At 69.2% G+C, this 20,510-nt stretch carries 21 protein-coding genes and 4 pseudogenes; 7 read left to right on the top strand and 18 right to left on the bottom strand.

The genetic code is table 11. The features are described 5' to 3' along the window. Window positions 1-26 precede the first annotated feature (26 nt). The gene (locus ACGF1Z_RS35440) at window positions 27-425 is read right to left on the bottom strand and encodes a hypothetical protein (protein WP_393010740.1); all 399 of its coding nucleotides are present in this window, start codon (window positions 423-425) and stop codon (window positions 27-29) included. Window positions 426-669: 244 nt separating this feature from the next. Continuing rightward, window positions 670-1,644 carry a hypothetical protein gene (locus tag ACGF1Z_RS35435; protein ID WP_393010738.1) on the bottom strand — a complete coding sequence of 325 codons (975 nt, stop codon included), beginning with the start codon at window positions 1,642-1,644 and terminating at the stop codon, window positions 670-672. Window positions 1,645-1,961: 317 nt separating this feature from the next. On the opposite strand from ACGF1Z_RS35435, the gene ACGF1Z_RS35430 reads away from it, so the two are divergent. Continuing rightward, a complete protein-coding gene (locus ACGF1Z_RS35430; protein WP_393010736.1) occupies window positions 1,962-3,278 on the top strand; it encodes a transposase in 1,317 nt (438 codons plus the stop codon). A gap of 55 nt (window positions 3,279-3,333) precedes the next feature. Here ACGF1Z_RS35430 and ACGF1Z_RS35425 read toward each other — a convergent pair whose 3' ends face one another. The 11 genes and pseudogenes from ACGF1Z_RS35425 to ACGF1Z_RS35375 all read right to left on the bottom strand — a co-directional run bounded on the left by ACGF1Z_RS35425 (window position 3,334) and on the right by ACGF1Z_RS35375 (window position 12,169). Further along, complete coding sequence (locus tag ACGF1Z_RS35425) at window positions 3,334-3,657, bottom strand: hypothetical protein (RefSeq protein WP_393010734.1); 324 nt, start codon at window positions 3,655-3,657, stop codon at window positions 3,334-3,336. Beyond that, window positions 3,641-4,484 (bottom strand): annotated as a pseudogene (locus ACGF1Z_RS35420) (IS5 family transposase). The gene ACGF1Z_RS35425 and the pseudogene ACGF1Z_RS35420 overlap by 17 nt, the downstream one beginning before the upstream one ends. Then, window positions 4,477-4,623, bottom strand: coding sequence for a hypothetical protein (locus tag ACGF1Z_RS35415; RefSeq protein WP_393010732.1), 147 nt, complete (start codon window positions 4,621-4,623; stop codon window positions 4,477-4,479). The pseudogene ACGF1Z_RS35420 and the gene ACGF1Z_RS35415 overlap by 8 nt, the downstream one beginning before the upstream one ends. A 659-nt stretch (window positions 4,624-5,282) precedes the next feature. Further along, window positions 5,283-5,699 carry a TetR-like C-terminal domain-containing protein gene (locus ACGF1Z_RS35410; protein WP_393010730.1) on the bottom strand — a complete coding sequence of 139 codons (417 nt, stop codon included), beginning with the start codon at window positions 5,697-5,699 and terminating at the stop codon, window positions 5,283-5,285. A 51-nt stretch (window positions 5,700-5,750) separates the two neighbouring features. Next, window positions 5,751-6,329, bottom strand: coding sequence for a TetR/AcrR family transcriptional regulator (locus ACGF1Z_RS35405; protein WP_393010728.1), 579 nt, complete (start codon window positions 6,327-6,329; stop codon window positions 5,751-5,753). A 67-nt stretch (window positions 6,330-6,396) separates the two neighbouring features. Further along, entirely contained in the window at window positions 6,397-7,287 is an 891-nt protein-coding gene (locus tag ACGF1Z_RS35400) for an SDR family NAD(P)-dependent oxidoreductase (protein WP_393010744.1), read from the bottom strand. Window positions 7,288-7,467: 180 nt separating this feature from the next. Further along, window positions 7,468-8,270: pseudogene (locus ACGF1Z_RS35395) on the bottom strand (IS5 family transposase). Then, window positions 8,267-9,118, bottom strand: a complete 852-nt coding sequence (locus ACGF1Z_RS35390; RefSeq protein ID WP_393010726.1) for a methyltransferase domain-containing protein — start codon at window positions 9,116-9,118, stop codon at window positions 8,267-8,269. Before ACGF1Z_RS35390 ends, ACGF1Z_RS35395 begins: the two are co-directional and overlap by 4 nt. A gap of 475 nt (window positions 9,119-9,593) precedes the next feature. Next, window positions 9,594-10,196: a GNAT family N-acetyltransferase gene (locus ACGF1Z_RS35385; RefSeq protein ID WP_393010724.1), complete on the bottom strand. Its 603-nt coding sequence runs from the start codon at window positions 10,194-10,196 to the stop codon at window positions 9,594-9,596. Beyond that, on the bottom strand, window positions 10,193-11,365 hold the full coding sequence (locus ACGF1Z_RS35380; RefSeq protein ID WP_393010722.1) for a ThiF family adenylyltransferase: 1,173 nt from the start codon (window positions 11,363-11,365) through the stop codon (window positions 10,193-10,195). The genes ACGF1Z_RS35385 and ACGF1Z_RS35380 overlap by 4 nt, the downstream gene beginning before the upstream one ends. A 222-nt stretch (window positions 11,366-11,587) precedes the next feature. After that, window positions 11,588-12,169: a CGNR zinc finger domain-containing protein gene (locus ACGF1Z_RS35375; protein ID WP_393010720.1), complete on the bottom strand. Its 582-nt coding sequence runs from the start codon at window positions 12,167-12,169 to the stop codon at window positions 11,588-11,590. Between the two features lie 81 nt (window positions 12,170-12,250). Between ACGF1Z_RS35375 and ACGF1Z_RS35370 the strand changes: the two genes are divergently transcribed. Further along, window positions 12,251-13,111, top strand: a complete 861-nt coding sequence (locus ACGF1Z_RS35370) for an MFS transporter (protein ID WP_393010718.1) — start codon at window positions 12,251-12,253, stop codon at window positions 13,109-13,111. A gap of 26 nt (window positions 13,112-13,137) precedes the next feature. Here the strand turns inward: ACGF1Z_RS35370 and ACGF1Z_RS35365 are convergent, their stop codons facing one another. The 3 genes from ACGF1Z_RS35365 to ACGF1Z_RS35355 all read right to left on the bottom strand — a co-directional run bounded on the left by ACGF1Z_RS35365 (window position 13,138) and on the right by ACGF1Z_RS35355 (window position 15,797). Beyond that, on the bottom strand, window positions 13,138-13,767 hold the full coding sequence (locus ACGF1Z_RS35365) for a hypothetical protein (RefSeq protein WP_393010716.1): 630 nt from the start codon (window positions 13,765-13,767) through the stop codon (window positions 13,138-13,140). Between the two features lie 131 nt (window positions 13,768-13,898). After that, entirely contained in the window at window positions 13,899-14,786 is an 888-nt protein-coding gene (locus tag ACGF1Z_RS35360; protein ID WP_393010714.1) for an HAD family hydrolase, read from the bottom strand. Window positions 14,787-15,053: 267 nt separating this feature from the next. Beyond that, window positions 15,054-15,797: a ZIP family metal transporter gene (locus tag ACGF1Z_RS35355; protein WP_393010742.1), complete on the bottom strand. Its 744-nt coding sequence runs from the start codon at window positions 15,795-15,797 to the stop codon at window positions 15,054-15,056. Between the two features lie 816 nt (window positions 15,798-16,613). Here ACGF1Z_RS35355 and ACGF1Z_RS35350 point away from each other — a divergent pair. The 4 genes and pseudogenes from ACGF1Z_RS35350 to ACGF1Z_RS35335 all read left to right on the top strand — a co-directional run. Continuing rightward, complete coding sequence (locus tag ACGF1Z_RS35350; protein ID WP_393010712.1) at window positions 16,614-16,835, top strand: DUF6480 family protein; 222 nt, start codon at window positions 16,614-16,616, stop codon at window positions 16,833-16,835. A gap of 72 nt (window positions 16,836-16,907) precedes the next feature. Then, complete coding sequence (locus ACGF1Z_RS35345) at window positions 16,908-17,453, top strand: DUF5709 domain-containing protein (RefSeq protein ID WP_393010710.1); 546 nt, start codon at window positions 16,908-16,910, stop codon at window positions 17,451-17,453. Window positions 17,454-17,950: 497 nt separating this feature from the next. Then, window positions 17,951-18,172, top strand: coding sequence for a hypothetical protein (locus tag ACGF1Z_RS35340; protein ID WP_393010708.1), 222 nt, complete (start codon window positions 17,951-17,953; stop codon window positions 18,170-18,172). Between the two features lie 88 nt (window positions 18,173-18,260). Next, a pseudogene (locus tag ACGF1Z_RS35335) lies at window positions 18,261-18,544 on the top strand (helix-turn-helix domain-containing protein); the annotation flags it as partial. 23 nt (window positions 18,545-18,567) lie between these two features. Here the strand turns inward: ACGF1Z_RS35335 and ACGF1Z_RS35330 are convergent. Continuing rightward, window positions 18,568-19,800, bottom strand: coding sequence for a PP2C family protein-serine/threonine phosphatase (locus ACGF1Z_RS35330; protein WP_393010706.1), 1,233 nt, complete (start codon window positions 19,798-19,800; stop codon window positions 18,568-18,570). On the opposite strand from ACGF1Z_RS35330, the pseudogene ACGF1Z_RS35325 reads away from it, so the two are divergent. Next, window positions 19,702-20,076, top strand: a pseudogene (locus ACGF1Z_RS35325) (transposase family protein); the annotation flags it as partial. The gene ACGF1Z_RS35330 and the pseudogene ACGF1Z_RS35325 overlap by 99 nt on opposite strands. A 71-nt stretch (window positions 20,077-20,147) precedes the next feature. Here ACGF1Z_RS35325 and ACGF1Z_RS35320 read toward each other — a convergent pair. Next, complete coding sequence (locus tag ACGF1Z_RS35320) at window positions 20,148-20,384, bottom strand: DUF2945 domain-containing protein (RefSeq protein WP_393010704.1); 237 nt, start codon at window positions 20,382-20,384, stop codon at window positions 20,148-20,150. Window positions 20,385-20,510 lie beyond the last annotated feature (126 nt).

The following is a 20,510-nucleotide window of genomic DNA, read 5'->3' as shown; positions in this document are numbered from 1 at the left end:
TCACGACCCGATCGCCACACGCCCGATCACCTCATCCAAGCGGCCTCGTCGCCCGAGTAAGCAAACAGCCCTGCCGGGACAAAACGCTCTTTTAGTCGGTCGATGGCGGGGATGAACCGCTCCTCGACCTCGCGGCGTCTTTCCCCCTTGTCCGCTCCTTCATTGGCGAGCGGCACGAGGCGGAGGAGTGAGGCTTCGAAGGAGTGACAGCTGGCTGCGTGTTCGACGTATGCGGCTCGTCGGATGTCAGCTCGTCGGGCGTTGGAGGTGGCGACCTGTGTCTTCTCTCCCTGTACGTAGCCGAGCCCGCTTCCTAGGAGGCCGGAGAGGGCTCCGATCAGAGCTCCACCAAGGGCTGTGAGGGCAGCGGACCGATGGGCTGGCCGTTCAGGGCCTCCACGGCCCGACGTCGTCTGACGTTCCATGCCCGTAGGCGTACCGCGGGATGGTGTTGCTGTATCACAGCGCCACGATCAGAAGACAGCACGCTCGTGCGCCAGACACCGTCGTCCCTGGCAGGCACTCGGCGCCTCGGCACGGCGCTACGCCGCTCCTGGAGGCGGCGGCGAGGTCTCTTCGACGGTCGCCGGCCGGTTGCCCGTGCGACTGCTCAGTCACAACCAGTGTGACTGAGACGCGATAGTTGGCGCCGTTGGACAACCACAGTGCTCAGTCGGACGGTGCCAACGGGGTGTGCGCCCGGCGGACGGGATTGCTGTCAGGCTTGCCAGTAAGCCAGGTGCCGTCGCCCAGGGGCACTACTTCGTAGGCGCTGGCCGCCGCCTCGACGGTGATCTCGCCGCTGACCGTGCCGCTGCGTACGTCGACCAGGTGGCAGCGGAACCACTCCTTCTCGTCTTCCTCGTTCTCGTCCGTGCCGCCCACGGTGACGATGGCCAGGTCCGGGGTCAGATAGCCGCCGCTCCACTCCACGAACGTCTCCTTCGGCTCGTGCCCGAAGGCTTCGGCGGGCAGGCTGAACAGCACGTCCCCGCTGGGGTGGCGGTGGAAAGCGACGTCGTGTTGCCCATGGTCGACGGTCATGAACTGCCGGCCGTCCGGCGCCAGGTCGATCAGGCAGCGGTCCCACCACGGATAGGTCACGAATTCCGGCTCGCCGTCGGCCCTGACTTCAGCTCGGAGAATGGCGGAGCCGTCCTGGCCCTCACCGACATTGAGGTAGATGCTGCCGTCCGCAGGGTGTACGCGCTGCAAGGCGCCGTGCCCGACCGTGTCCAGCTCCCAGCGGGCGAGGACCGCCCCGCTGTCGGCGCCGTGCATCACCCACTGGTCCGCACCGCCGCGTCCAGCCATTCCATCCGGCCGGTAGACCCACACGCGACGCCCGTCCAGGGACAGCGTGCAACCAGGATGGTGCCCGTAGGGCCGGTCCGAATGCGGTTCGAACTCCGACGTCCACACCACGTCACCGGCGCGGGTGAGGCACACGACGCTGTCCAGCGTCGTGTACACGACCCGCTCCAGACCGGGCCAGACCGCCGACTCCACCACCTCGTCCCGGCGGCGAGGCCGGAACACCGCGGCAGGCTCCAGCGTGCCGAACGCGCCGGAGTCCAGTACGTACGCATGGATCTCCCCGTCGCGGTGGCGCGTGACCACCTTCGAAGGCCGCACAGAATTCATGGACGGAGGCTAACTCCCAGCTCAGACAGACCGGCAGCCAGGATCGGCCTACCCACTAACTGTTGTGCTCAAGGGCCACCGCGCTCCTTACCGTGTTGGCGGGTTGATTCCGGTCCTTCGTACGATCGGGAGACCCGGGGGCTTGGGTGTGGCTGGACGGCGCTCCTGCCGAAGGTGTGGCTTTGACTGATTGGCCGCCCAGTGCCCCGCGACGACACGGCCACTCATTGGGATGAGCGAACCAAGATCGCTTCGTAAGGACACGTCGGCGTGGTCGTCTGCAGGGTCCAGTCAACCGATCGACGAGGGAGGCTCGGGTGCCCGAGCTCTGGGCGGGGACGGATGCCGGCAAGGCCGCGCATCACTGCACGGTGATCGACACGGATGGGACGAAGGTGCTCTCGCGCCGGGTTCCCAACAACGAGGCTGAGCTCCTGGAGTTGATAGGCGACGTCCTCGCATTGGCCGAGGACAGCCCGGTGACATGGGCCATCGACCTGAACGCCGGCGGTGGCGCTCTGCTGATCGCCCTCCTGACCAGCCATGGCCAGCGGCTTCTCTACATTCCTGGCCGCACTGTTCATCACGCCTCCCGTGGCTACCGCGGAGACGGCAAGACCGACGCGAAGGACGCCTACGTCATCGCCGACCAGGCCCGGATGCGCCGCGACCTGCAGCCACTGCAGGAGTGGGACGAGATCGCGGTGGATCTGAAGATCCTCACCGCCGGGGCACCCCAGGCGGCACAGGTCGCCAACGGCTGGCACTTGTGGCACAACCTTGGGGAAGCCGCTGAGCGGGCGGTTGCCCGCCACCGTCAGTGCCTTGGTGTCCTGGTCCCCGATCCCGAGGCGAAGGCCGAGAAACCGGCGCCGCCCGAGGAGAAGACGGACTCGCCATGGCGGAGCGAGCGGTTCGCCAACCGCGTCCGAGCCCGGCACGCCACGGTCCACGCGCTGCTGGAAGCCGGCCACAGTCGCCGCTCCATCGGGCGCCAGCTGAACATGACCCACCGCACCGTCAAGAGCCTCGCCGACGCTGCGAAGCCGGAAGACCTCTTTCGCGGCCAGTGGCAGCACAACCGGACCTCCGTCCTCGACGAGTACAAGCCCTACCTGGACGAACGCTGGGACGAGGGCTGCACCAACGCCTGGAAGCTCTGGGAAGAGATCGTTCCCATGGGCTATCGCGGCAGCTACGGCCGGGTCAGCGCCTACCTGCGAGAGAAGCGCACCTCGCCACGGCCGGTCACCGCGCAACCACCGGCACCCCGCGTGGTGACGAGGTGGATCCTCAGTCGACCCGAGACGCTGACCGAGATCGAACAGCTCCGGCTCAAGGCCGTCCTGGCCAACTGCCCCGAACTCGACGCCCTGACCGGTCACGTTCGGTCCTTCGCCCGCATGCTCACCGAGCGCCAGGGCGAACGACTCCCGCAGTGGCTCGACGCCGTCCGCCAGGACGACCTGGCCAGCCTCCACACTCTCGCCGCTGGCATCGACCGAGACCGCGATGCGGTCATCGCCGGATTCACACTGCCCTCGAACTCCGGAGTCGTCGAAGGCCACGTCAACCGGATCATTCTGTGGAATCAGCGATGTCAAGCCGTGTGCTTGTGCATCACGTCGAGGTAGTGCCGATCGTGGTGCGGAACGTGGTGGTCCCGGCCAGGCAGGCTAAGACATCATCTCATTTGGTGCTGGACAGGTTCCTTGACGCGAGTACAGCGAGCTGCTGCAACCGTCGGCAGTACTGGGTTCCTGCAGGGTCATCGATCTCAGGGATGACTCGGTCCAGGTCCTCGATGCGACTCTGCAGGAGGACGCTGTACTTCGAGTCAAGAGGGCCGCTGTTGTCGAGCCAGCGAAGAACGCAGCCGGCGATGTCCAACTCTAGGAGCCACGCGTCTGTGCCCCCGAAGGTGGCATGTCGCAGGCTGTCGGGGAACGGCTCTTGGCGGAATTCCCGCCAGAGGCTTTCTGTGGTCTGCGCCTGCTCAGTCGATTCGCTCACTTGAGCCATGTTGCCGTAGCCGTTGAATCGATTTGGCGTTTGTCTTCAAGCGGCGGTAGCAGATGAGGGCTGCCGCGATGCCTGCGAACGCCAGGAAGTGTTCGGCCTTGCGTTCGTAGCGCCGGTGTAAGCGACGGCAGCCCGAGAGCCAGGACATCGTTCGCTCTACGACCCATCGGTGCCGACCGAGCCGGTTCGACGGCTCGATTCCCTTGCGGGCGATGCGGTGACGGATTCCGCGGTTACGCAGCCATCTCCGCAGATGGGCATAGTCGTAGCCTTTGTCGCCGTGCAGCCTGCCGGGGCGGCGGCGACGGGGTCCGCGGCAAGATCTGATCGGCGGGATGCCCCGGACCAGAGGCTGGAGGGCCTGGCTGTCGTGGACGTTCGCCCCGGAAACTCCGACGAGAGGGGCAGGCCGGTCCTCTCAGTGATCAAGTGTATCGTCGACCCGAATTTGCCCCTGTCGACAGGATTCGGGCCCGTCAGGTCCCCCTTTTCAGGGCCCGCATGTTGACGGAGTCGATCGCGCAGCGGGACCAGTCCAGCTCGCCTCGGGCGCCGAGTTCGTCGAGGACCAGACGGTGGAGCTTGGCCCACACCCGGGCCTTCGTCCATTCGGAGAACCGCCGGTGGGCTGTCGCCCCCGACGGCCCGAACGACGCCGTGGGCAGTTGCTGCCACGTACACCCCGACGTAGCCACGAACAGAATCGCCGCCAGCACCTCCCGGTCACCATGCCGACGCCGGCCACCGCCTTGAGGCCGCGATGGAGCCTCGGGCACCAGCCGCTCAACAATCCCCACCACGACCGGCAGCCTACCCACTCAGCCAAATGAGATGACTTCTAAGGCCGTTGAGGCCGCCGTAGGTGTACGCGAAGTCGCCGGTGGCGGGCGAGGTCGGCAGGGCCGCGGAGAGCAGGAGGGCGCCGAGGGCGGCGGCCACGGTATTGCGCAAGCGCATGGGTTGATCCTTCGCTGAAAGGGAGGACGCGCTGTCATCATCGCTTTCCCCGCCCGGGACCGCCCCGGTGGCGTCTCCCCCGGCAGGAAGGTTTCACCCTCACCCGTTTGGCCCCATAGTCCTGTGAAGACGGGTGAGTGGCCGCGTACCGCTGCCGGGTGCACTCGTCTGCCGGCCTTCTGCCCGTCTCGCCCGGACCTCGAATTCCATCGCCTCCCCTGAGCTGAGATGTTGTGACGACTCCTGGAACCCGAGACGTCGAATCCGCCCTTCTGCGAGGGCCGACATCACGAGACGTACCTCAAGAACCGACAGCCGACCGCAGGCAAACGATCTACACCACAGACAACCGCCCAAGACCAGCACGAGTACCCGCAAGACCGATCACACCAGCCCTTTGACCTGCGACTTTAAATTGGCCGAGGCTCATTGCGGCACGTGGCGGCGTTGCCGATCCGGTTCTGCCGGGAGCGGGGCCTGCGCGAGTTCGCAGCGGCGAGGCGTCGCTTCCCGGCTTCCTGAAGTCGCTTGCGCTGCTCGCGTGGTTCCGCCTTCTTCGCTGTCTTCGACTTCGGCTTTCGGGGCCGGCTCCAGATGGAGCGGCGGCTTGGATTCCGTGGCTCTGGGCTCGTGGTGCCTAAGAGCTGGGCGGCTGCAGGTCAGAGGCCGCGGCTGATCACCGAGAGGGTCACCTGCAGTGCCAGTTGGACTTCCTGCTCAGGGAGCGCTCTGAGTGGCCCGTCGATGAGCAGGTGGCTCAGTCCGTGGACGGCGGACCACGCTGCGTACTCGGAGCCGTGTCGCCGATGGGTTGGTACCGCTCCTATGGCGGTCAGGTCGTCGAGGCACTGTGTGAGCAGGAGAAAGGGGTGTGGGGCGTTCTCAGAGGTTTCCGGCAGGGGCGGTGTGCGGGTGGCGGTTGCGGAGAAGGCTGTCTTGAACCAGCCCGGCTCGGTGCGGGCGAACTCCACGTATGCCCGTCCCAGGGCGTCGAGGCGTGCCCAGGAGCGGGAGGGTTCGGTGTCTTCTGACACCGCGGCGAGTCTGAGGCTCATCAGGATGCCGAGCTCTGCCATGCAGTGGTGCGGCAGGTGTGGATCGTCCCGGCTGGTGCGTGGGCGGTGTTCTCACGCGTGCTGTGGCGTGGCGTGCAGTCCTTCGAGGAGTGTGGCCAGGTAGCGGTGTGCGGCGTCGATCCGGTCGGCGGGCGTGCCGCCGTGGACGTTGACGGCGTAGGCGATGCCGCACATGAGCGGGACGAGGTCGGCGGCGGCCAGGTCAGGTCGGACCGCTCCGGCATCGCGAGCCCGGCCGAGGAGTGCGGTGCCGACCGACCGGAGCGCCTCTTTGAGTTCCGTGGTGCGCGGGAGGGTGTCGGTGGCTGCGGCGGCGACCGGGGCCAGGGACGCGTCGGTGACCTGCGCCTCGACGGTGCGGAACAGGAAACCTTCGAGCGCGCGCCATGGATCGACGCCGGTCAGAGCCTGCTGGCCGTGGTCGACCAGGGCTTCCAGGCAGGGAGTGGCGACGGTCTCCAGCAGCGCCTCGGGGGTGGCGAAGTGCCGGTAGACGGTGCCGACTCCGAGTCCGGCGCGGCTGGCGACGTCGTTCAGCTGTAGGGATACGCCCTGGTCGACCAGGGCACGGGCGACCGCTACGATCCGGTCCCAGTTGCGGGCCGCGTCCTTGCGCAGGGGCATCGTCATGGAGGACATGCTAACCGGATTCTCCATCCGGATGATGCCGTCGGCAGCACCCGCACCGCCTGGCGGATCAGGAGACCGTAAGAGGTGCGTACCGTTCACTGAGCCGACGCACGTCCTGGGCGATGCGGGGGTCGGTCGCTGCTCGCAGCGGCGCCACCGGGTGCGCCTGGGCCCCGATGACGACGCCGGTCCGGCCCGCCAGGGCTTCGTCAGTGGCGGCGACGATCGAGGGCCGGGCAGCCACGGAGGCCGGACCCGAGGTGGAGCGTTCGAACTTGCGACGCACCAGCGGCCACAGCAGCCGCAGGGCCGGTGAGACGACCTTCGGGTCGGCCAGGGTCCCGTTGGTCATGTCGGTCGCGGCGCCTCCCGGGTCGGCGGCGAAGACGGAGGCGGAGGTGCCCTTCAGTCGGTTCGCCAGGTCGAGCGTGTAGACGAGGTTGGCGAGCTTGGCGCGGCCGTACCAGTGGAAGCCGTAGTAGCCGCCGGGGGGCTCGACGGTGTCGAAGGTCTTCTTCGCGAGCCCGACCGCACCCGAGGTCACGTTCACGATCCTGCTCGGCGCCCCGCCTGTCAGCGTGGGCAGCAGCAGTTCCGTCAGCAGGTACGGCGAGAGGTGGTTGACGACGAACGACGCCTCGACGCCATCCAGGGTCTGTCGCTGCGGGAACATCGCCCCCACGTTGTTGACCAGCACGGTCAGCGGGTCGCCGGATGCGGCGTGATCAGCGGCGATCCGGTCGGCGAGCGCGCGCACCTCGTCGAGCGAGCCGAGGTCGGCGGGCAGGAACCGGACGGGATGCGCCGGGTTCGTTGCGTTGATTCGGTCGACCGCCCGGGCACCCCGGTCGGCGTTGCGTCCGACCACGGTGACCGAGAACCCGGCGCCGGCCAGCCCCAGGGCCGTCTCCAGTCCGATACCGGCCGTCCCCGCCGTGACCACAGCCGTCTTCGCCATGTGCTCCTCCACCCCGTCATGCGGATAGTTCATCCGTTTGTCGATGACCGTAGCATAAAATCGGATGAGCTATCCGCTTAGAGGTGTCGGGCGGCGGGACAGACAATGCCGCGCGCCATGACCGCGTCGATCCGAGCACGCCGGACGGCCCGGGCACCCGCCGGCCACCAGGTCCGACTCTCAACTCCGCAACCAGGCGCGATGCTTGCCGCCGGGCACGGCTGCGGAACGGTAGACGATCGCGAGCCTGTCGTCACGAGTAACGAGGCCCCGCCACCGCTTGAGCAGGCTGATCGTCCTACGACGTTCCTGCGCTTGCAGGTCTCGGTGTCCAGGGGCCGGGGACCGTCCCCCGCAGCGGCCTTTCCTCCTGCGGTTGGCCTCCTGATCGGCACGCTCGGGAATCACCGTGCGGATCAGGAGGCCTGCGACGTCCGCGCGGACCTGCTTGGAGGAGTACGCCTCATCGGAGGCGAAGGCCGGCGGGTGTGGGCCTTCGCGGGCGCGAGCCGAGCCTTTGAGTATGCCCGGGCCTGAAAGCTCTGTTGACAAGACGAGGCCGGCTCGCGCCCGAGGGCAGAAGCTTCGCTCTTGCCGCCGAGGGTGGCGGCGTTGGTGTCCGCCTCCGGCCGAGCCGTGTTCGTGACGTGCTCATGGGCCCGGTCGATTGTCGAGTCGACCGATACCGCCCCGACGATCCTCTTGTTCGAGTCCGCCCGGGCGGTCAGTCGAGCCGGAACCGTGTCCCAGGTGCCGTCGGCCGCCCACCTGCGATGGCGCTTCCACACCGTCTGCCAGGGACCGAATGCTTCGCGGGGCAGATCTCTCCAGGGAATGCCCGTGCGGTGTCGGCAGATGATTCCTTCGATGATGCGACGGTGGTCGACGAACGGGCGCCCTGCCTTCCCCGCGCTTCGGGGAAGGCAGGGCGCCCGTGCCCATTCTTCGTCGGTCAGCAGGCGCATGCGCCCGCTCGTGGTCACCGAGGCTGGTAGGCGGTGACCAGCACGGAGACGGTGACCTGGTCGGGCAGGACGCCGCCGTCATCCAGGTCTGCACGACTCACGTGGCGTGCACTCGGCGTCATCGCAACCAGGTCCAGGGCATCCAGCCTGGGCAAGGACGCCGAGTACTCCACCCGTTCAGTGACGGCGACCTCGAAGAACGGTTTGAGTGCCCGGTGCAGGCGCTGTTCCTTGGCCGGGTCGATCGTGACCATCGCAGGCACCTGCCCACGCAGCTCGGCCAAGTGCCGCCCGGTGGGTCGGACCACGATCAGCCGGCCGGTCGGGCGCAGTACGCGGTGGAACTCGGCCGGGTTGCGGGGTGCGAACACGTCCAGCACGACATCGGCCGCGCCGTCGGCCAGGGGCAAGGGACGGAAGACGTCCCAAGCCACCGCTGCGGCTCGGTCGTGGGCACGGGCTGCCAGGCGCAGTGCGCGCACGGATGTGTCCAGCCCCAGACCACGAGCGCCGGGCAACTGGTCGAGTACGGCGGCCAGGTAGTAACCCGTCCCGCACCCCACGTCCACCACCGTGCCCTGCTCAGACACGGCATCGGCCGCCAAGCGTGCCCCGACTTCGCGAATGGGCGCGTAGGCGCCGGTCGACAGGAACCGGTCCCGAGCCCGGACCATGGCTGCGTCATCGCCGCTGGTGGCACGGGTGCCCGTCAGCAGGCCGGCATAGCCGTGGCGGGCGATGTCGAAGGCATGGCCCACCGGGCAACGCAGTGCACCGCGGTCGGGGTGCAGGCGGCGCGTACGGCACGTCGGGCAACGCAGCAGGTCGAGGGACAGATCGAGGGCAGGGGGAAGCGACAAGGGCACGAGACACTCCTGGCAAGGGGTGAAGGGAAGGGATCGTGCCTGCGCGACCAGAGCGTCCGCGCCTCAGGGAGAAACGGGCATTCGGGACGTGGTTCGTGCAGCAGGCACACCAAGGAGGGCGACGCCGTCCGGCATCGCCCTCAGCGCCTTCCGATCACAGGAAGCAGCAGTGCGGGGTGCTCATGAACGTCACGTCATAAGTCTACGAGCACGGCGATGCCTCCATGCCGCCCTCAGAGGGACAGCTGCTCGCGGATGCCGAATCTGTCTCCAAGCGCAGCCGGCAGTGCTGGTGAGTTGGCCCCCGCCGCTCCCCCACCGGCCGCTGCACCGGGACTGATCGACCGTGCGGTCGGACCGCCGCGGTCGGCTGCATCGGCGGCGGTATCCCCCGGCCCCAGCGGTATGTTCGAACCATCTCGCCTTTGGTCATGGCGCCGGACATCCCGCTCGTCAGACGCCGCGACCCTGGGCGTCAAGCTGACACTGAGTCCGCGCCGTCGAGGATGGCGAGTTCTCGGGAAGTGGCCTGGCGTTTCCACTCGGGGGCGACGGTGGCATAGGTGGTGACGTCGTGCCAGCAGCCTTGGGTGCGGAAGAGCTGGCGAAGGGTCGCCTCCGGGTGGAGTCCGGCGGCGTGCATGATCCGGGCCATGTGGTGGTGGTCGCTGCGGTGGCCGGCCCAGATGCGGTGCAGGCCCAGGTACCCGAAACCGAAGGCCATCAGCAGGCGTCCCGCCTCGTGCCCGTGGCCGCTCACCGGAGCGCCCGGCAGCAGGACCAGGCTGGTGAGCATCGCGTTGCTTCCGTAGTCCTCCACGAGCAGCCCCATGGTACCGACGAAGGCGTCGTCGTCGGGGGCGCAGATGGCCAGGGTGTACTTGCGGCGGGGAGGGATGTGGGGCTGGGCCAGGGCCCGGGCGAAGGTGTCATGGGCGTGGCCGGCGTCCATGCGGTCGATGCCGAGGTAGCGGGTGAGCACACGGTGGGTGTGGATCCGTGTGAAGGGCTCGTGGTCGTCGGCGCGCAGCTCCCGCAGCCGCAGGTGTTCGCCGCGCAGTTCGGGGACGCGGTTCACCGGTTGGCTTCCCGGTGTGCGTGCTGGGCCGTGCCGGCGGCTACGAGGGTGTGAAGGTCGATGGAGTGCCGGCCGGACGGCAGGGGTTCGCCGAGCAGGATGCGGCGGGCGGTGTCGGTGATGAGGGCCGCACCGAGCATCACCCCGCTGGCCAGCTGGGGCCAGCTGGAGAGGGAACGTCCCACACGGGTCAGGGCATCGGTCATGGCAGGGCTCAGACGCTCCGGGTCGACGATGGTGAGCAGGAAGCGGATGGCCTCGTCGCGGTCGAGGCTGCGCACGTCGTCGGCGCGGACGTCGCCGGTGCGGCCGTGGAAGAGCGGACGGTCCGGGTCGATGTCGAAGCGCTCGATGTCGAGCAGGCCCCGGTCGTTGGTCTCCATCAGGACGGGGATGCGCCGGCGACGGGCATGCTCCCGGGCTGCGACCTTGACCCACGGGGTGTCGCACTCCTCGACGAGCAGGTCCAGGCCGTCACCGCCTGCAGAACCGCGAAAGAAGTCCCCGATGGTGTCCTCGGTGATACCGCCCCGGAAGACCTCGATGTCCAGGTAGGGGTCGAGCTCGTACATGCGGCGCGCGCACAGCACGCTCTTCTCCACCCCGAGCTCGTGCACACCGGCCCGCAACCGGTTCAGGTTCGACAGGCCGAGCTGGTCGAAGTCCGCCAGCCGGAAGGCCCCGCCGACTCCCTCCATGGCGCAGGCCAACGCCGCGCTGCTGCCCACCGACAGCCCGATGACACCCACCCGGCGCCGCAGCAGGGTGTGCTGCTGCTCACGGGTGACCTTGTCACGGTTGCGATCGGTCCGCACCAGTCGGAACTCCGCCTCCGGCAGCACATGTACCAGGCGCCCGGACCACGGGTACCAGACCCACCTGCCGTAGGTCTCGGGCCTGCCGTTCACAGCCTCGGCGATCGCACGGGAGCGGGAGCGGGAACCGAAGGGATCGTGGGGCGCCCTGCAGCGCAGAAGTTCCTCGACCTGGTCCTCGATACGGTCATGGACCTCACGCACGCCGGCAGATTCCCGCAGCCCTGCCAGGACGGCGGCGTCCGCAGACGTGGCCGGGTCAAGCACGAGAGGACGAAACGATTCGCTCGCCTCACGCACGGAGGGCAGCGCGAGGTGGTCCGGCTGCTGGCCGGACTGCATCAACTGAGTCATGACCAGGAAGCTAGCAACCGGGCGATCTTGGAAAACCGCACGTCACCCCATGGGGCGCACTCGAATTGATCTTCTATGTGAATGCGCCCCCCTGCCCCCGCACGCTCCCTGAACGGCCTGTGCGCCACATCAGCCAGCACCCCGGCGTACGAATCGTTGAATGCGGCGCCGGCGTCGGCCGAGCAGACCGACGTGGATGACGGACCACTTGGTTTGGCTCGGCTACTGGCCTGCGGAGTGCGAACGCCGATGGGCTGCGACTCGTTCTCGGGTTGCGCATCGGCGGGAGCAGTAGCGGCGTTCCGGGCCGCTGCCCTGGGTGATGAAAACGTTCTGGCAGCTGGGTGATGCGCACGTCCTGCCGGGCGGGCACTGACGGTCCCAGACGAGGACGGTCAGAGCCATGCACGACGAAGCAAGGAGCCACTCATCCCAGGGCGCGTTGTCGTCGTGGTCGAGGTGAGGATGCCAGGGAGTGCTGCCGCCGTGGGAGGTCAGGCGGAGCGGGCCGGTGTGTTCCTGCAGAAGGCGGTTGAGAGCGACTGCGGCGTCATCGGCATGCTCGGCCGCGAAGACCTGTCGCAGTAGGGCGGCGGCTGCGCGCATCCCGGCGACATCGCGGGGGGTGAGGTCGATGGGGTCTGTCTCACCGTAGGCGCGGAGCACGTCGGCGACCTCAGCCGGGTCTGGGCGGTCGTCAGCAAGAGCGTTGATCAGGGCGGCGGTCCGCCGCGCCGTGGTCAGCACGGAGTGCCGGGTGGACCAGTCATCACGGTGGGAGGACACCGAAGGAATGTAACGCATCTTGCCGAGTTTTACGTTACCTCCGTAACGTCTCGCCCATGAAAAAAGCGTTACGCGCTCTCCTCATTCCTCGCCGGAGCCGTGGCAGCCCGCGCCGGGGACGAGATGTCGGGACCGGCGCTCATGCCGGCAGGGTTCGCCCTGGCCGGATCGGCCACTGACGCGTCGACACTGCTCGCGGGGACGACCATCTCCGCCGCGGTGGGCGGGCCGGTGCTCGGGGTGCTCCTCGACAGGGCTGCACGACCGGGACGCCTGCCGGCAGGAGCCCTCGTCATCTATGCGGCGGGGCTGGGGACGATTCTGGTGGGCCTCAGCCGGCTGCCGTTCACTGTCACCGTACTGATCGCCGTGGTGACGGGGCTGGTGGGGCCGGCCCTCTCGGGCGGATGGACGTCCCAACTGCCCCGAGTGGTGCATGGCGACCGCCTGCTCCGGGCGAACGCGTTCGACTCCATGACGTTCAGCGTGGCGAGTCTGGCGGGCCCGGCTCTCGCTGGAGGTACGGCAGAGATGCTGGAGGCCCCGACGGCCGTGGTGGTCTCCGCGACGCTCATCACCCTGGCGCTCCCCGCCGCGTGGATGCTGCCCACCCGTCCCGGCCGGGCTCGGGGCGGCGCTCGGACAACCCCCCTGATCAGCGACCTTGCTGCCGGTATGCGGATCATCGTCGGGAAGCCGGCCCTGGCTCGAGCGACCCTCACCTCGGTCATCGCCTGTATCGCTCAGGGCATGCTGACGGCGTGCGTCCCGCTCCTGGGCGAGCGTGCTCTCGGCGGAGCCGGTCGCGGCGCGATGCTGCTCTCCTGCACGGCGGTCTCCGCACTGGTGGCCAACGCCGTGCTCGCCCGGTTCCCGCGCGCGGTGGCACCCGACACGATCATCTGGGCCGGTGCCCTCGTCCAGGCTGTCGCGCTGGCGCTGGCGACATGGAGAGCGTGAACGAAGGCCGGCGGTGGACCGTCGCGCTACATGCCCCAGCTCTTGAGCGCTCGGGCGGCGGTGCCGTTGTTGCCGAGCTGATAGATGCTGATGCCGCGCGCGGAGAAGGTGAGCGGCTCGAACGGCTCGGCTTCGATGGTCTTCAGGTCGGTGAGGGTGGCCAGGCCGACGGTGATGTGGGGGAGGTAGTTCTCGCCGCTGTGATCGGGGACGTAGTTCTCGATGTAGGTGAGGGTGGGCGCGTTGATGTCCGGTTCGGCGTCGGTGCGGACGTAGGCGTCCGCGGTGCCGTTGCTGCCGGTGTAGGGACGCAGGGCGCCGATGAGGCGGGCCTGGAGGTCGAGGACCTCGGGCCCGGGTTTGACGACGATGGCGGCCAGACCGATCGAGGGCTGCACCTCCATGTGGGCGATGCTGTGGGTGGTCAGCTTCAGGGTCGACAGGTCCACGGAGGCGGCCACGTCGTCGATCGTCGCGTACACCTGGTCCAGGGCGGCGGTGCGCACGTAACGCTGCAGCGTGGTGATGTGCGGCTGGTGGTGCTCGTCGAGAGTGAACCCCGTCGGTGCGGGGATGCTGGTGAGCATGCGCGCGTTGACCTGCTTCGCAAGCGCGATCATGCTCTCGTCCGGGTTGAGCAGGACATCGACTGCCATGAGGTCGTTCATTCAGAACTCCACGGGGGACGAACACGGCTGGGTGATTGATGGGGGTGCTCTGGAGTGTGGGAGCGTCCGCTCGACGATCACGGCGAGATGGCCCTCAGGTCACGTTCGCGGCCTGCCGGTCAGAACACAGTGACCCAGTCGTTCTTCATGCTCACGAGCGTCCAGCCGAGCTCCATGGCCTTCGTGAGCGACGTCTCGGCACCGGTGGTGTAGGAGAACTCGCGCTCGTCGTCGTCATGACTGACGAGCAAGGCGAACCGTGCGCTCTGGAGCATCTCGATGTCCACGTCGGCGTTGCCGCCCGCGAAGACGGGCAGTCGGCCGGTGTGGGCGAAGATGTGCTCGGGCTTGCCGGCGCCCAGGTCCAGGCTGCCCAGGAGCTCGCGGGAGCGGATGAGCTTCCCGTCGGCGTAGGTGTACGCGGCCGCCGTACCGATGACGTTCTCCTGGGGGATCCCCCAGGTCTCCTCGGCGAGGACGCGCATGAAGTCGCGTCCACCGCCGGAGCACACGAAGACCCGGAAGTCGTTCGCGTGGAGAAGGGCGAAGAGCTCCAGCATCGGCCGGTAGACCAGCTCCCCGTACGGGGCACCGAGCTTCGGGTGCTTCGCCGTCCCGGTCCACTCGCGCACCTGGGCGTCGAATTCCTCGGGCGTCTTGCCGGCCCACGAGCGGGTGAAGGCCTTCAGCAAGGTCTCCATCACCGTGGGGTCCTGCGCCGCCAGGCCCTTGAAGAACTCGGCGTCCTTCTCGATGAGCGCCTTGTACGGCTGCTGCGCCGCGAGTGAGGGGTCGGCCTTCACCTCCTCTGCCCACGTACGGAAGACGAAGTCGAACTGCGGTGGCAGAGGCTGCTCGACCCACAGCGTGCCGTCGTTGTCGAACGTGGCGATCCGGTCGGCCGGCTCGACGAATTCTGCACCCGGCGTCGTCGTCGCGTGGACGAAATCCACGATCGCCTGACGGGCCGAGCCGTCTCTCCAACTCGCAAGAATCTGCCCGGTCATGGGTACTCCTCGGCACGGCTGTCACGCCGTCAGCAGATGGGGGGTTCAGCCCATGACCTTGCCTGACCTTCGAAAGGTTTCAAAGCACAGACACGGCATCCCGTGCCGACAGATGATCGCGAACCGTCGAAAGCGCCGAAATTCCCACCGTCGATGCGAATCCAGGGCCGCCGCCGACCGTCTCCCGCCGCTCGCAGCGATCACGCAGCATATTGCCGAGGGGCAGACCGGCACTCCGTCCTCGGTCCGCGCCGCTGCCATGGCGCCTCACGCACGCGCCATGGCGAACGCCGCCAGAAATCCGATGACGGTGACCAGGCCCGTCAGCAGATGGACCTTGCTGTAGGCCTCGGGAATCATCGTGTCCGCGATCATCGCAAGGATCGCCCCGCCGGCGAAGGCCGTGATAGCCGCCAGCACCTCTGCGGGAGCGTTGCCCAGCAACGCGTATCCCGCCAGCGCGGAAAGTCCGCTGATGACCGCGATCCCTCCCCAGAGGCCGAAGACGTACCTGAGGCTCCGGTGGGCACTCCGCATTCCGGCGGCACTGGCGAGCCCCTCAGGAAGATTGCTGATGAACACCGCCCCCACAGTGGCCGTCCCCAGGTGCGCGCCACCCAGGAGCCCGGTACCGATGACCACAGACTCCGGCACGCCGTCCAGCAACGCACCCAACGCGATGGCGTTCCCCGAGCCGGGCTGCTCTGCCTCGGACGGCTGCCGCCCGGAGCGCTTACGGTGACGGGCTCCGCGCCGCGCCAACAAGGCGTTCGCCCCTGAGTACACGACCGCGCCCCCGGCCGCTCCGGCCACCACCGGCCCCATGCCGGACCGCTCGTAGGCCTCGGCTATCAGCTCGAACGAGACCGCGGCGAGCAGCACACCACTGCCGAACGCCATCACCAGCGCGATCCACCGCGGCGGAACCCGGACGAATGAGCCGAGGGCTGCGCCCAACAGCAAGGCAGCTCCCGCGAACAGCCCCCAGCCACCCGCAACCAGTGCTCCCATCACAGCCGCCCCTCTCCACTCCGCCGACTCACCGCTTGTACCCATCAGGGCGGTGATCACCGGTGGCCGACGCGCACGGCACCGAGGGCGCCCCGGGAACCCACCCGCAGGCCCCGGCCTCAGCCCGGGCCGCGCCACGCAGCGCCGCACCCCGGCCGAACGCCCGGGCCGACGCCGACCGATACGCATCGGATCGGATCGGATCGGATCCTGCGACAGCAGGACCACGCCCTTGGACCCTTTGGCCGGGAGAGTCTCCGGTCAGCCCGGACTTTCGGCCAGCTGGCCGTGCCCCCGGTCCATGAGCGAGTGAGCCTTTTCCAACCTCTCTCTGGCGTACGGCCGTTGGGCTGACCACATGGCAAAGACCCTGGTAGATGGGTTTCCGACCAAGAGAACCGTGTCCACCAGAGGCTTCACGTGCTTGTGGGTGGGTTCGGCCTGGCACCCCATGGGGTGCCGGGCCGAAAGAGGCCGTGCGCCGGTCCGGGCGCAGAACCGTGGCGTCGTCCTGGAAGAGGCGGTCGGTCGCGTCATCGACCGCGGCGGTGAGCACGCGGGCGACCTCGCGGGGGTGGTCGGCCCGGGTGTCGCGCATGACATCGGGAGGGGCCACGGCCGCCGGGCCGACGTTCCCGCGTGCGGTCGGTGGGGACCACGAGCCGGTCGCCGGGGCAGAGGGGCCCCGGTGGGGCACATCGGCACACCCTGGCCTGTTTCGGCAGTCGGCTCCCGGGCAAGGCGCCGAACGTGAGGCCGCCGTGATCGGCCGCGAGACCGCGCGGATCCTACGAGCACGCGCAGGGAGTGACTGTCATGACCGTACCGAGCAACCCCGACCCGGGCCCCCGCACCCTTCCGCCCGGCGCCGGGCCGGGAGTGACGTCGCCCGCCGAGACCGGAACCGGCACGGCCACCGGCCCCCGCCGGCCGCCTCGGCGCGGCTGGGCCGCGGGACCCTTGGTGGCCCTCTGGGCGGTGGTGCTCCTCTGCGCCCTGTTCTTCCTCGTATACGCCATCGTGCTGGCGGCCCACTGACCGAACCGGCCGGGAACACGGCCCGGGCGGGCCGACGAGCCTGCCCCCGACGACGGACGAAAGGAATCGACCATGGAGCGCGACGCATCCGATCAGTACGGAACCGGTGAGACGGCAGAGCCGGACGACGCGCGGGGCGACGACGTGTATCAGCCGGTCCCGTCCGAGGACGACGAGGCGGCGTCCCGAGGCCCTGACCCGGAGAACACGCTCGTGACGGATCCGCTGGACGACACGTCCGTGCCCGGATACTCGCCCCCCGAACGTCCGAGGGGCGTCACCCGGTACGGCACGACCCAGCGGGAGCAGCGCGCGGGCGAGCCCCTGGACGCCCGGCTCGCCCAGGAGATCCCGGACGCGGCGGTGCCCGGGGGCGACGGCGTCGGGGACGTGGCAGACGGGGCCGGGGAGCCCGTCGACGAGGAGGCGGGCGCCGTACGGGCGGGGCGCCTCGCCCCTGTCGACGTGCCTCCGGGCGGGCGACGGGATCGCGCCGTGGCCCGGGACGTCGGCGTGGACGAGGGCGCCGCCTCCGCCGAGGAGGCCGCCATGCACGTGGACACCGCGGTCGACGGGGCCGCGGACGAATCGACGGCCGCGCCCGGGGAACCCGCGTAGCACCGACCTGGTCGCATGCGCGGGCCCCGGGGGGACACCCGCCCTTCCGGTGGGGAGGGGAGACGGTGCGGAGCACGCGTCGTTCCGCCCCGCCGGCGACCCCGGAGACCAGCGGGAGGCAGGCTGTGGACAGGCCCCCACGACGATCGGAGCGAGCACACACGGGAGGCCGGGCGGAGCTGAACGGAACCCTCCACCGAACGGGCTCCCGACGACGGACTGCGAGGAGACGAAGACGACTCCGTGCGTCGGGCCACTCCCTCCCGGGCGGAAGGGGAACGGGAGCTGGCGGACGACGCGATGCCCCGGACCACCCCCTCCCAGGCGGAGGGGGAACGGGAGACGGCGGATGAGGAGGAGGACGCCTGAACGCGGGGCCGCGGAGTTCGGGTCGGTGAGGAACGGGCGGGCGGCCGGGCGCCGCGGAGGCGTTCGCTCCCGATGCGAGGTGAAGCCGTAAACCCGGCCCACCGGAAAGCCCTCATATAATTCGAAACATGAAGAAGTCACGCACATCAGGACATGATGACGCCTGGGAAGGTGTGGTCACGGGCAGGTCCCGAGGCATGCTGGACGGCTCGAACATGTACCACTTCCTCGAAATCCGGCTTTCTGACGGGGCCTTCGTGAAGATCCGCGTCGGCCGCCGACTCTGGAAGTCGATCGACATCGACGACCGCGTCGTCAAGGAACCGGGAAGCGACCCCGTCAAGGGCTAGTGCGATGACCACATAGGTTCGCCGGGTTGGCGCTGGGGGCTCCCAGGCCGGTTGGACGTCGCGAGACGTCCGGCTCGGAAGGGGCACGATGGCAGAGCCGCTTCTGGTCCGCCGGCTCACGGACCAGGAAGGCCGGTAGTGAGAGAGGGTCGTGCGGCGGGGTAGCACGGGCACGGTGCGGTACCGGCGGGCGATGATGCTGCCGGCCTCGGTCGGCGGCAACGAGGTGCCGGTGATCGCCCGGCTCGTGCAGGCTGTCGAGGACACGGTGCGGGAGGTGATTCACCGGTTCGACGAGATCGGCCCGGCCTGTCTGGAAGCATCTCGGTGGGCGGGAGGCGACCGCGCCCGCTCAGCTTTGACGACGAGGATGACCAGACCCGCTCCGGCGCCGTTCAGGGGCGTGGCAGGCCCGGTGGGAAGCTGTGACCCGGCGGGCTACCCGGCGGCCGCCACTCGATCACCATGATGGTCGCATCGTCCGACAGGGTGGCGTTCTGACCGTCCAACAGGGCGTGGATCAGCCGGCGGAGCGCCTCCGGCGCCCGCTCCCCCGCCGCCATGGCGCGGATGACGAAGTCGGCGAACCGGTCGAGCCCGAAGAACTCGTGGTCCGCCCCCTTCGCCTCGATCACCCCGTCGGTGTACATGAGCACCCGGTCGCCCGGGAGCAACTGGAAGCTGTGGACTGCCCGCTCGGTCGGAATGACGTCGAGCAGCCCGAGCGGCGGTTCGGCGTCCCGCACCAGGGCGTCGGTCACCACCACCTCGTCCCGGATGAGCAGCGGCGCCGGGTGACCGCAGTTCGACCAGCGCATCAGGCCCGTCGCGATGTCGAGCCGCAGGAAGACGCCGGTGGCGAACCGGTCGGGGAACCAGCGGGCCAGCGCGTCGTCGATGGTGGCGACCAGCCCGGACAGGTCGGCCCCGTTGCGGCGGGCGTTGCGGCAGGCCGCCAGCGCCAGGGCGGCGGTCAGGCCCGAGGCCAGATCGTGGCCCATCGCATCGAGCACGGCCGCGTGCAGCGCGCCGGCGGTGAGCGTGTGCTCGAAGGCGTCGCCGCCCAGGTCGTAGGCGGGCTCCAGTACGGCGGACGAGATCACCTGGTCGGCGCAGAGCGTGCGTGGCGGGAGGAAGGCGCGGAGCATCTCCGCCGGCAGGCTCATGGTGTCGGAGCGGGCGGTGCGAGCGTAGCTGTCGCTGGTGGCGCGCTTGGCGGTGATGACCAGCGCCAGCAGCGCCGCCAGCAGCCTGCACCGGCGCACCACGTCGCCGTCGATGGCGGCGGCCCGCAGGCAGAGCACGCCCAACCGGTCGGCGCCGTCCACCAGCGGGAACCAGACCACCACTCCCGCGGCGCCGTCCTCCGCCATCCGCAGCGAGCCAGTGCGGAAGGCCCACCCGGCGAGGCTGCCCTCGACGGGCAGGCAGGGCGCTCCGGGTGGGACGGGGACCAGCTGGTTCTGCTGGATGTCGACCAGGTAGACCGTGCAGTGCCCGAGGCCGAGGGCCTGCGCGTACTGCTCGGCCATGGTCTGGGCCTCCAGCGGGTCCAGCGTCCGGCCGGTGGTGAGGAAGTGTTCCAGCAGTTGCTCGCCGAGGTTCAGCGGAGGGGTGTCAGCGGCCATGGGACCAGCCGATCTCCAAACGGCCGGATCGGCCAGCCGACACGTTGGGGGTGTGCCGTCAGTCCCCCGAAGGGCCCAGCGATCGTCCTGGCCCGCCTCACCCGGCAGGTCCTCGTGCTCGCGGACCGCGCCTACCAGGGCGCCGGCGCCACCATCCGCACCCCCTGCCACCATCGCGAACAGGCTGAGCACTACCAGAACTTCAACCGCGACCACGCTCGACTGAGAGCCCCCGGCGAACACGCCCTCGCACAGCTGAAGTCCTGGCGCATCGTCATCCCGACCCGGCCGCCGCCCGTCTCGCCGGTGTCGCGCCGCTCGCCTCGTCCTTCACGGCGTGACCCTCCTCACCGCTTCTTCTTGAGAGCACCAGGCTTGTGCACGGCCGTCCGCCCGGACTTCTCGCTGCGCACCTCATACTGAGGTTCGTCCGACGAGGCATCGACCGTGCGCCCGGCGGCGCGGGTCCGCTCGGTGATCTTCCGCTCCACCGTGCCCTCGGTCTCACTGCCGTGACTGCGCCAGGCGACTTCGTCCCCCTTGTCGAACTCCTGCTTCCCTGAGGATCTCTTCCTCTTCGCCACGGCCCGCTCCTTCCTCCCGGCCCGCACCCCGTTCGTACGGGACCGGTCTCCACCCTGGGACCGGACGCGCCCGGCCGCATCCTCAGCCCCCTCCCCCGCAGCTCGGTTGGTCCGATCGGGGGTTCC

The sequence above is a fragment of the Streptomyces sp. NPDC048018 genome (assembly GCF_043202995.1).
Lineage (GTDB): Bacteria > Actinomycetota > Actinomycetes > Streptomycetales > Streptomycetaceae > Streptomyces.
The sequence above is the reverse complement of the archived record's forward strand: the minus strand, read 5'-3'. Positions and strand labels throughout refer to the sequence as shown.

Bases quoted from the DNA above. Each gene is read 5' to 3' on its own strand.
- ACGF1Z_RS35330 (WP_393010706.1), bottom strand. From the start codon at position 19,800: ATGGCCGCTGACACCCCTCCGCTGAACCTCGGCGAGCAACTGCTGGAA.
- ACGF1Z_RS35435 (WP_393010738.1), bottom strand. From the start codon at position 1,644: ATGAATTCTGTGCGGCCTTCGAAGGTGGTCACGCGCCACCGCGACGGG.
- ACGF1Z_RS35345 (WP_393010710.1), top strand. From the start codon at position 16,908: ATGGAGCGCGACGCATCCGATCAGTACGGAACCGGTGAGACGGCAGAG.
- ACGF1Z_RS35365 (WP_393010716.1), bottom strand. From the start codon at position 13,767: ATGGCAGTCGATGTCCTGCTCAACCCGGACGAGAGCATGATCGCGCTT.
- ACGF1Z_RS35440 (WP_393010740.1), bottom strand. From the start codon at position 425: ATGGAACGTCAGACGACGTCGGGCCGTGGAGGCCCTGAACGGCCAGCC.
- ACGF1Z_RS35410 (WP_393010730.1), bottom strand. From the start codon at position 5,699: ATGGCAGAGCTCGGCATCCTGATGAGCCTCAGACTCGCCGCGGTGTCA.
- ACGF1Z_RS35375 (WP_393010720.1), bottom strand. From the start codon at position 12,169: ATGCGTTACATTCCTTCGGTGTCCTCCCACCGTGATGACTGGTCCACC.
- ACGF1Z_RS35350 (WP_393010712.1), top strand. From the start codon at position 16,614: ATGACCGTACCGAGCAACCCCGACCCGGGCCCCCGCACCCTTCCGCCC.
- ACGF1Z_RS35405 (WP_393010728.1), bottom strand. From the start codon at position 6,329: ATGACGATGCCCCTGCGCAAGGACGCGGCCCGCAACTGGGACCGGATC.
- ACGF1Z_RS35340 (WP_393010708.1), top strand. From the start codon at position 17,951: ATGAAGAAGTCACGCACATCAGGACATGATGACGCCTGGGAAGGTGTG.
- ACGF1Z_RS35415 (WP_393010732.1), bottom strand. From the start codon at position 4,623: ATGCGCTTGCGCAATACCGTGGCCGCCGCCCTCGGCGCCCTCCTGCTC.
- ACGF1Z_RS35400 (WP_393010744.1), bottom strand. From the start codon at position 7,287: ATGGCGAAGACGGCTGTGGTCACGGCGGGGACGGCCGGTATCGGACTG.
- ACGF1Z_RS35355 (WP_393010742.1), bottom strand. From the start codon at position 15,797: ATGGGAGCACTGGTTGCGGGTGGCTGGGGGCTGTTCGCGGGAGCTGCC.
- ACGF1Z_RS35360 (WP_393010714.1), bottom strand. From the start codon at position 14,786: ATGACCGGGCAGATTCTTGCGAGTTGGAGAGACGGCTCGGCCCGTCAG.
- ACGF1Z_RS35380 (WP_393010722.1), bottom strand. From the start codon at position 11,365: ATGACTCAGTTGATGCAGTCCGGCCAGCAGCCGGACCACCTCGCGCTG.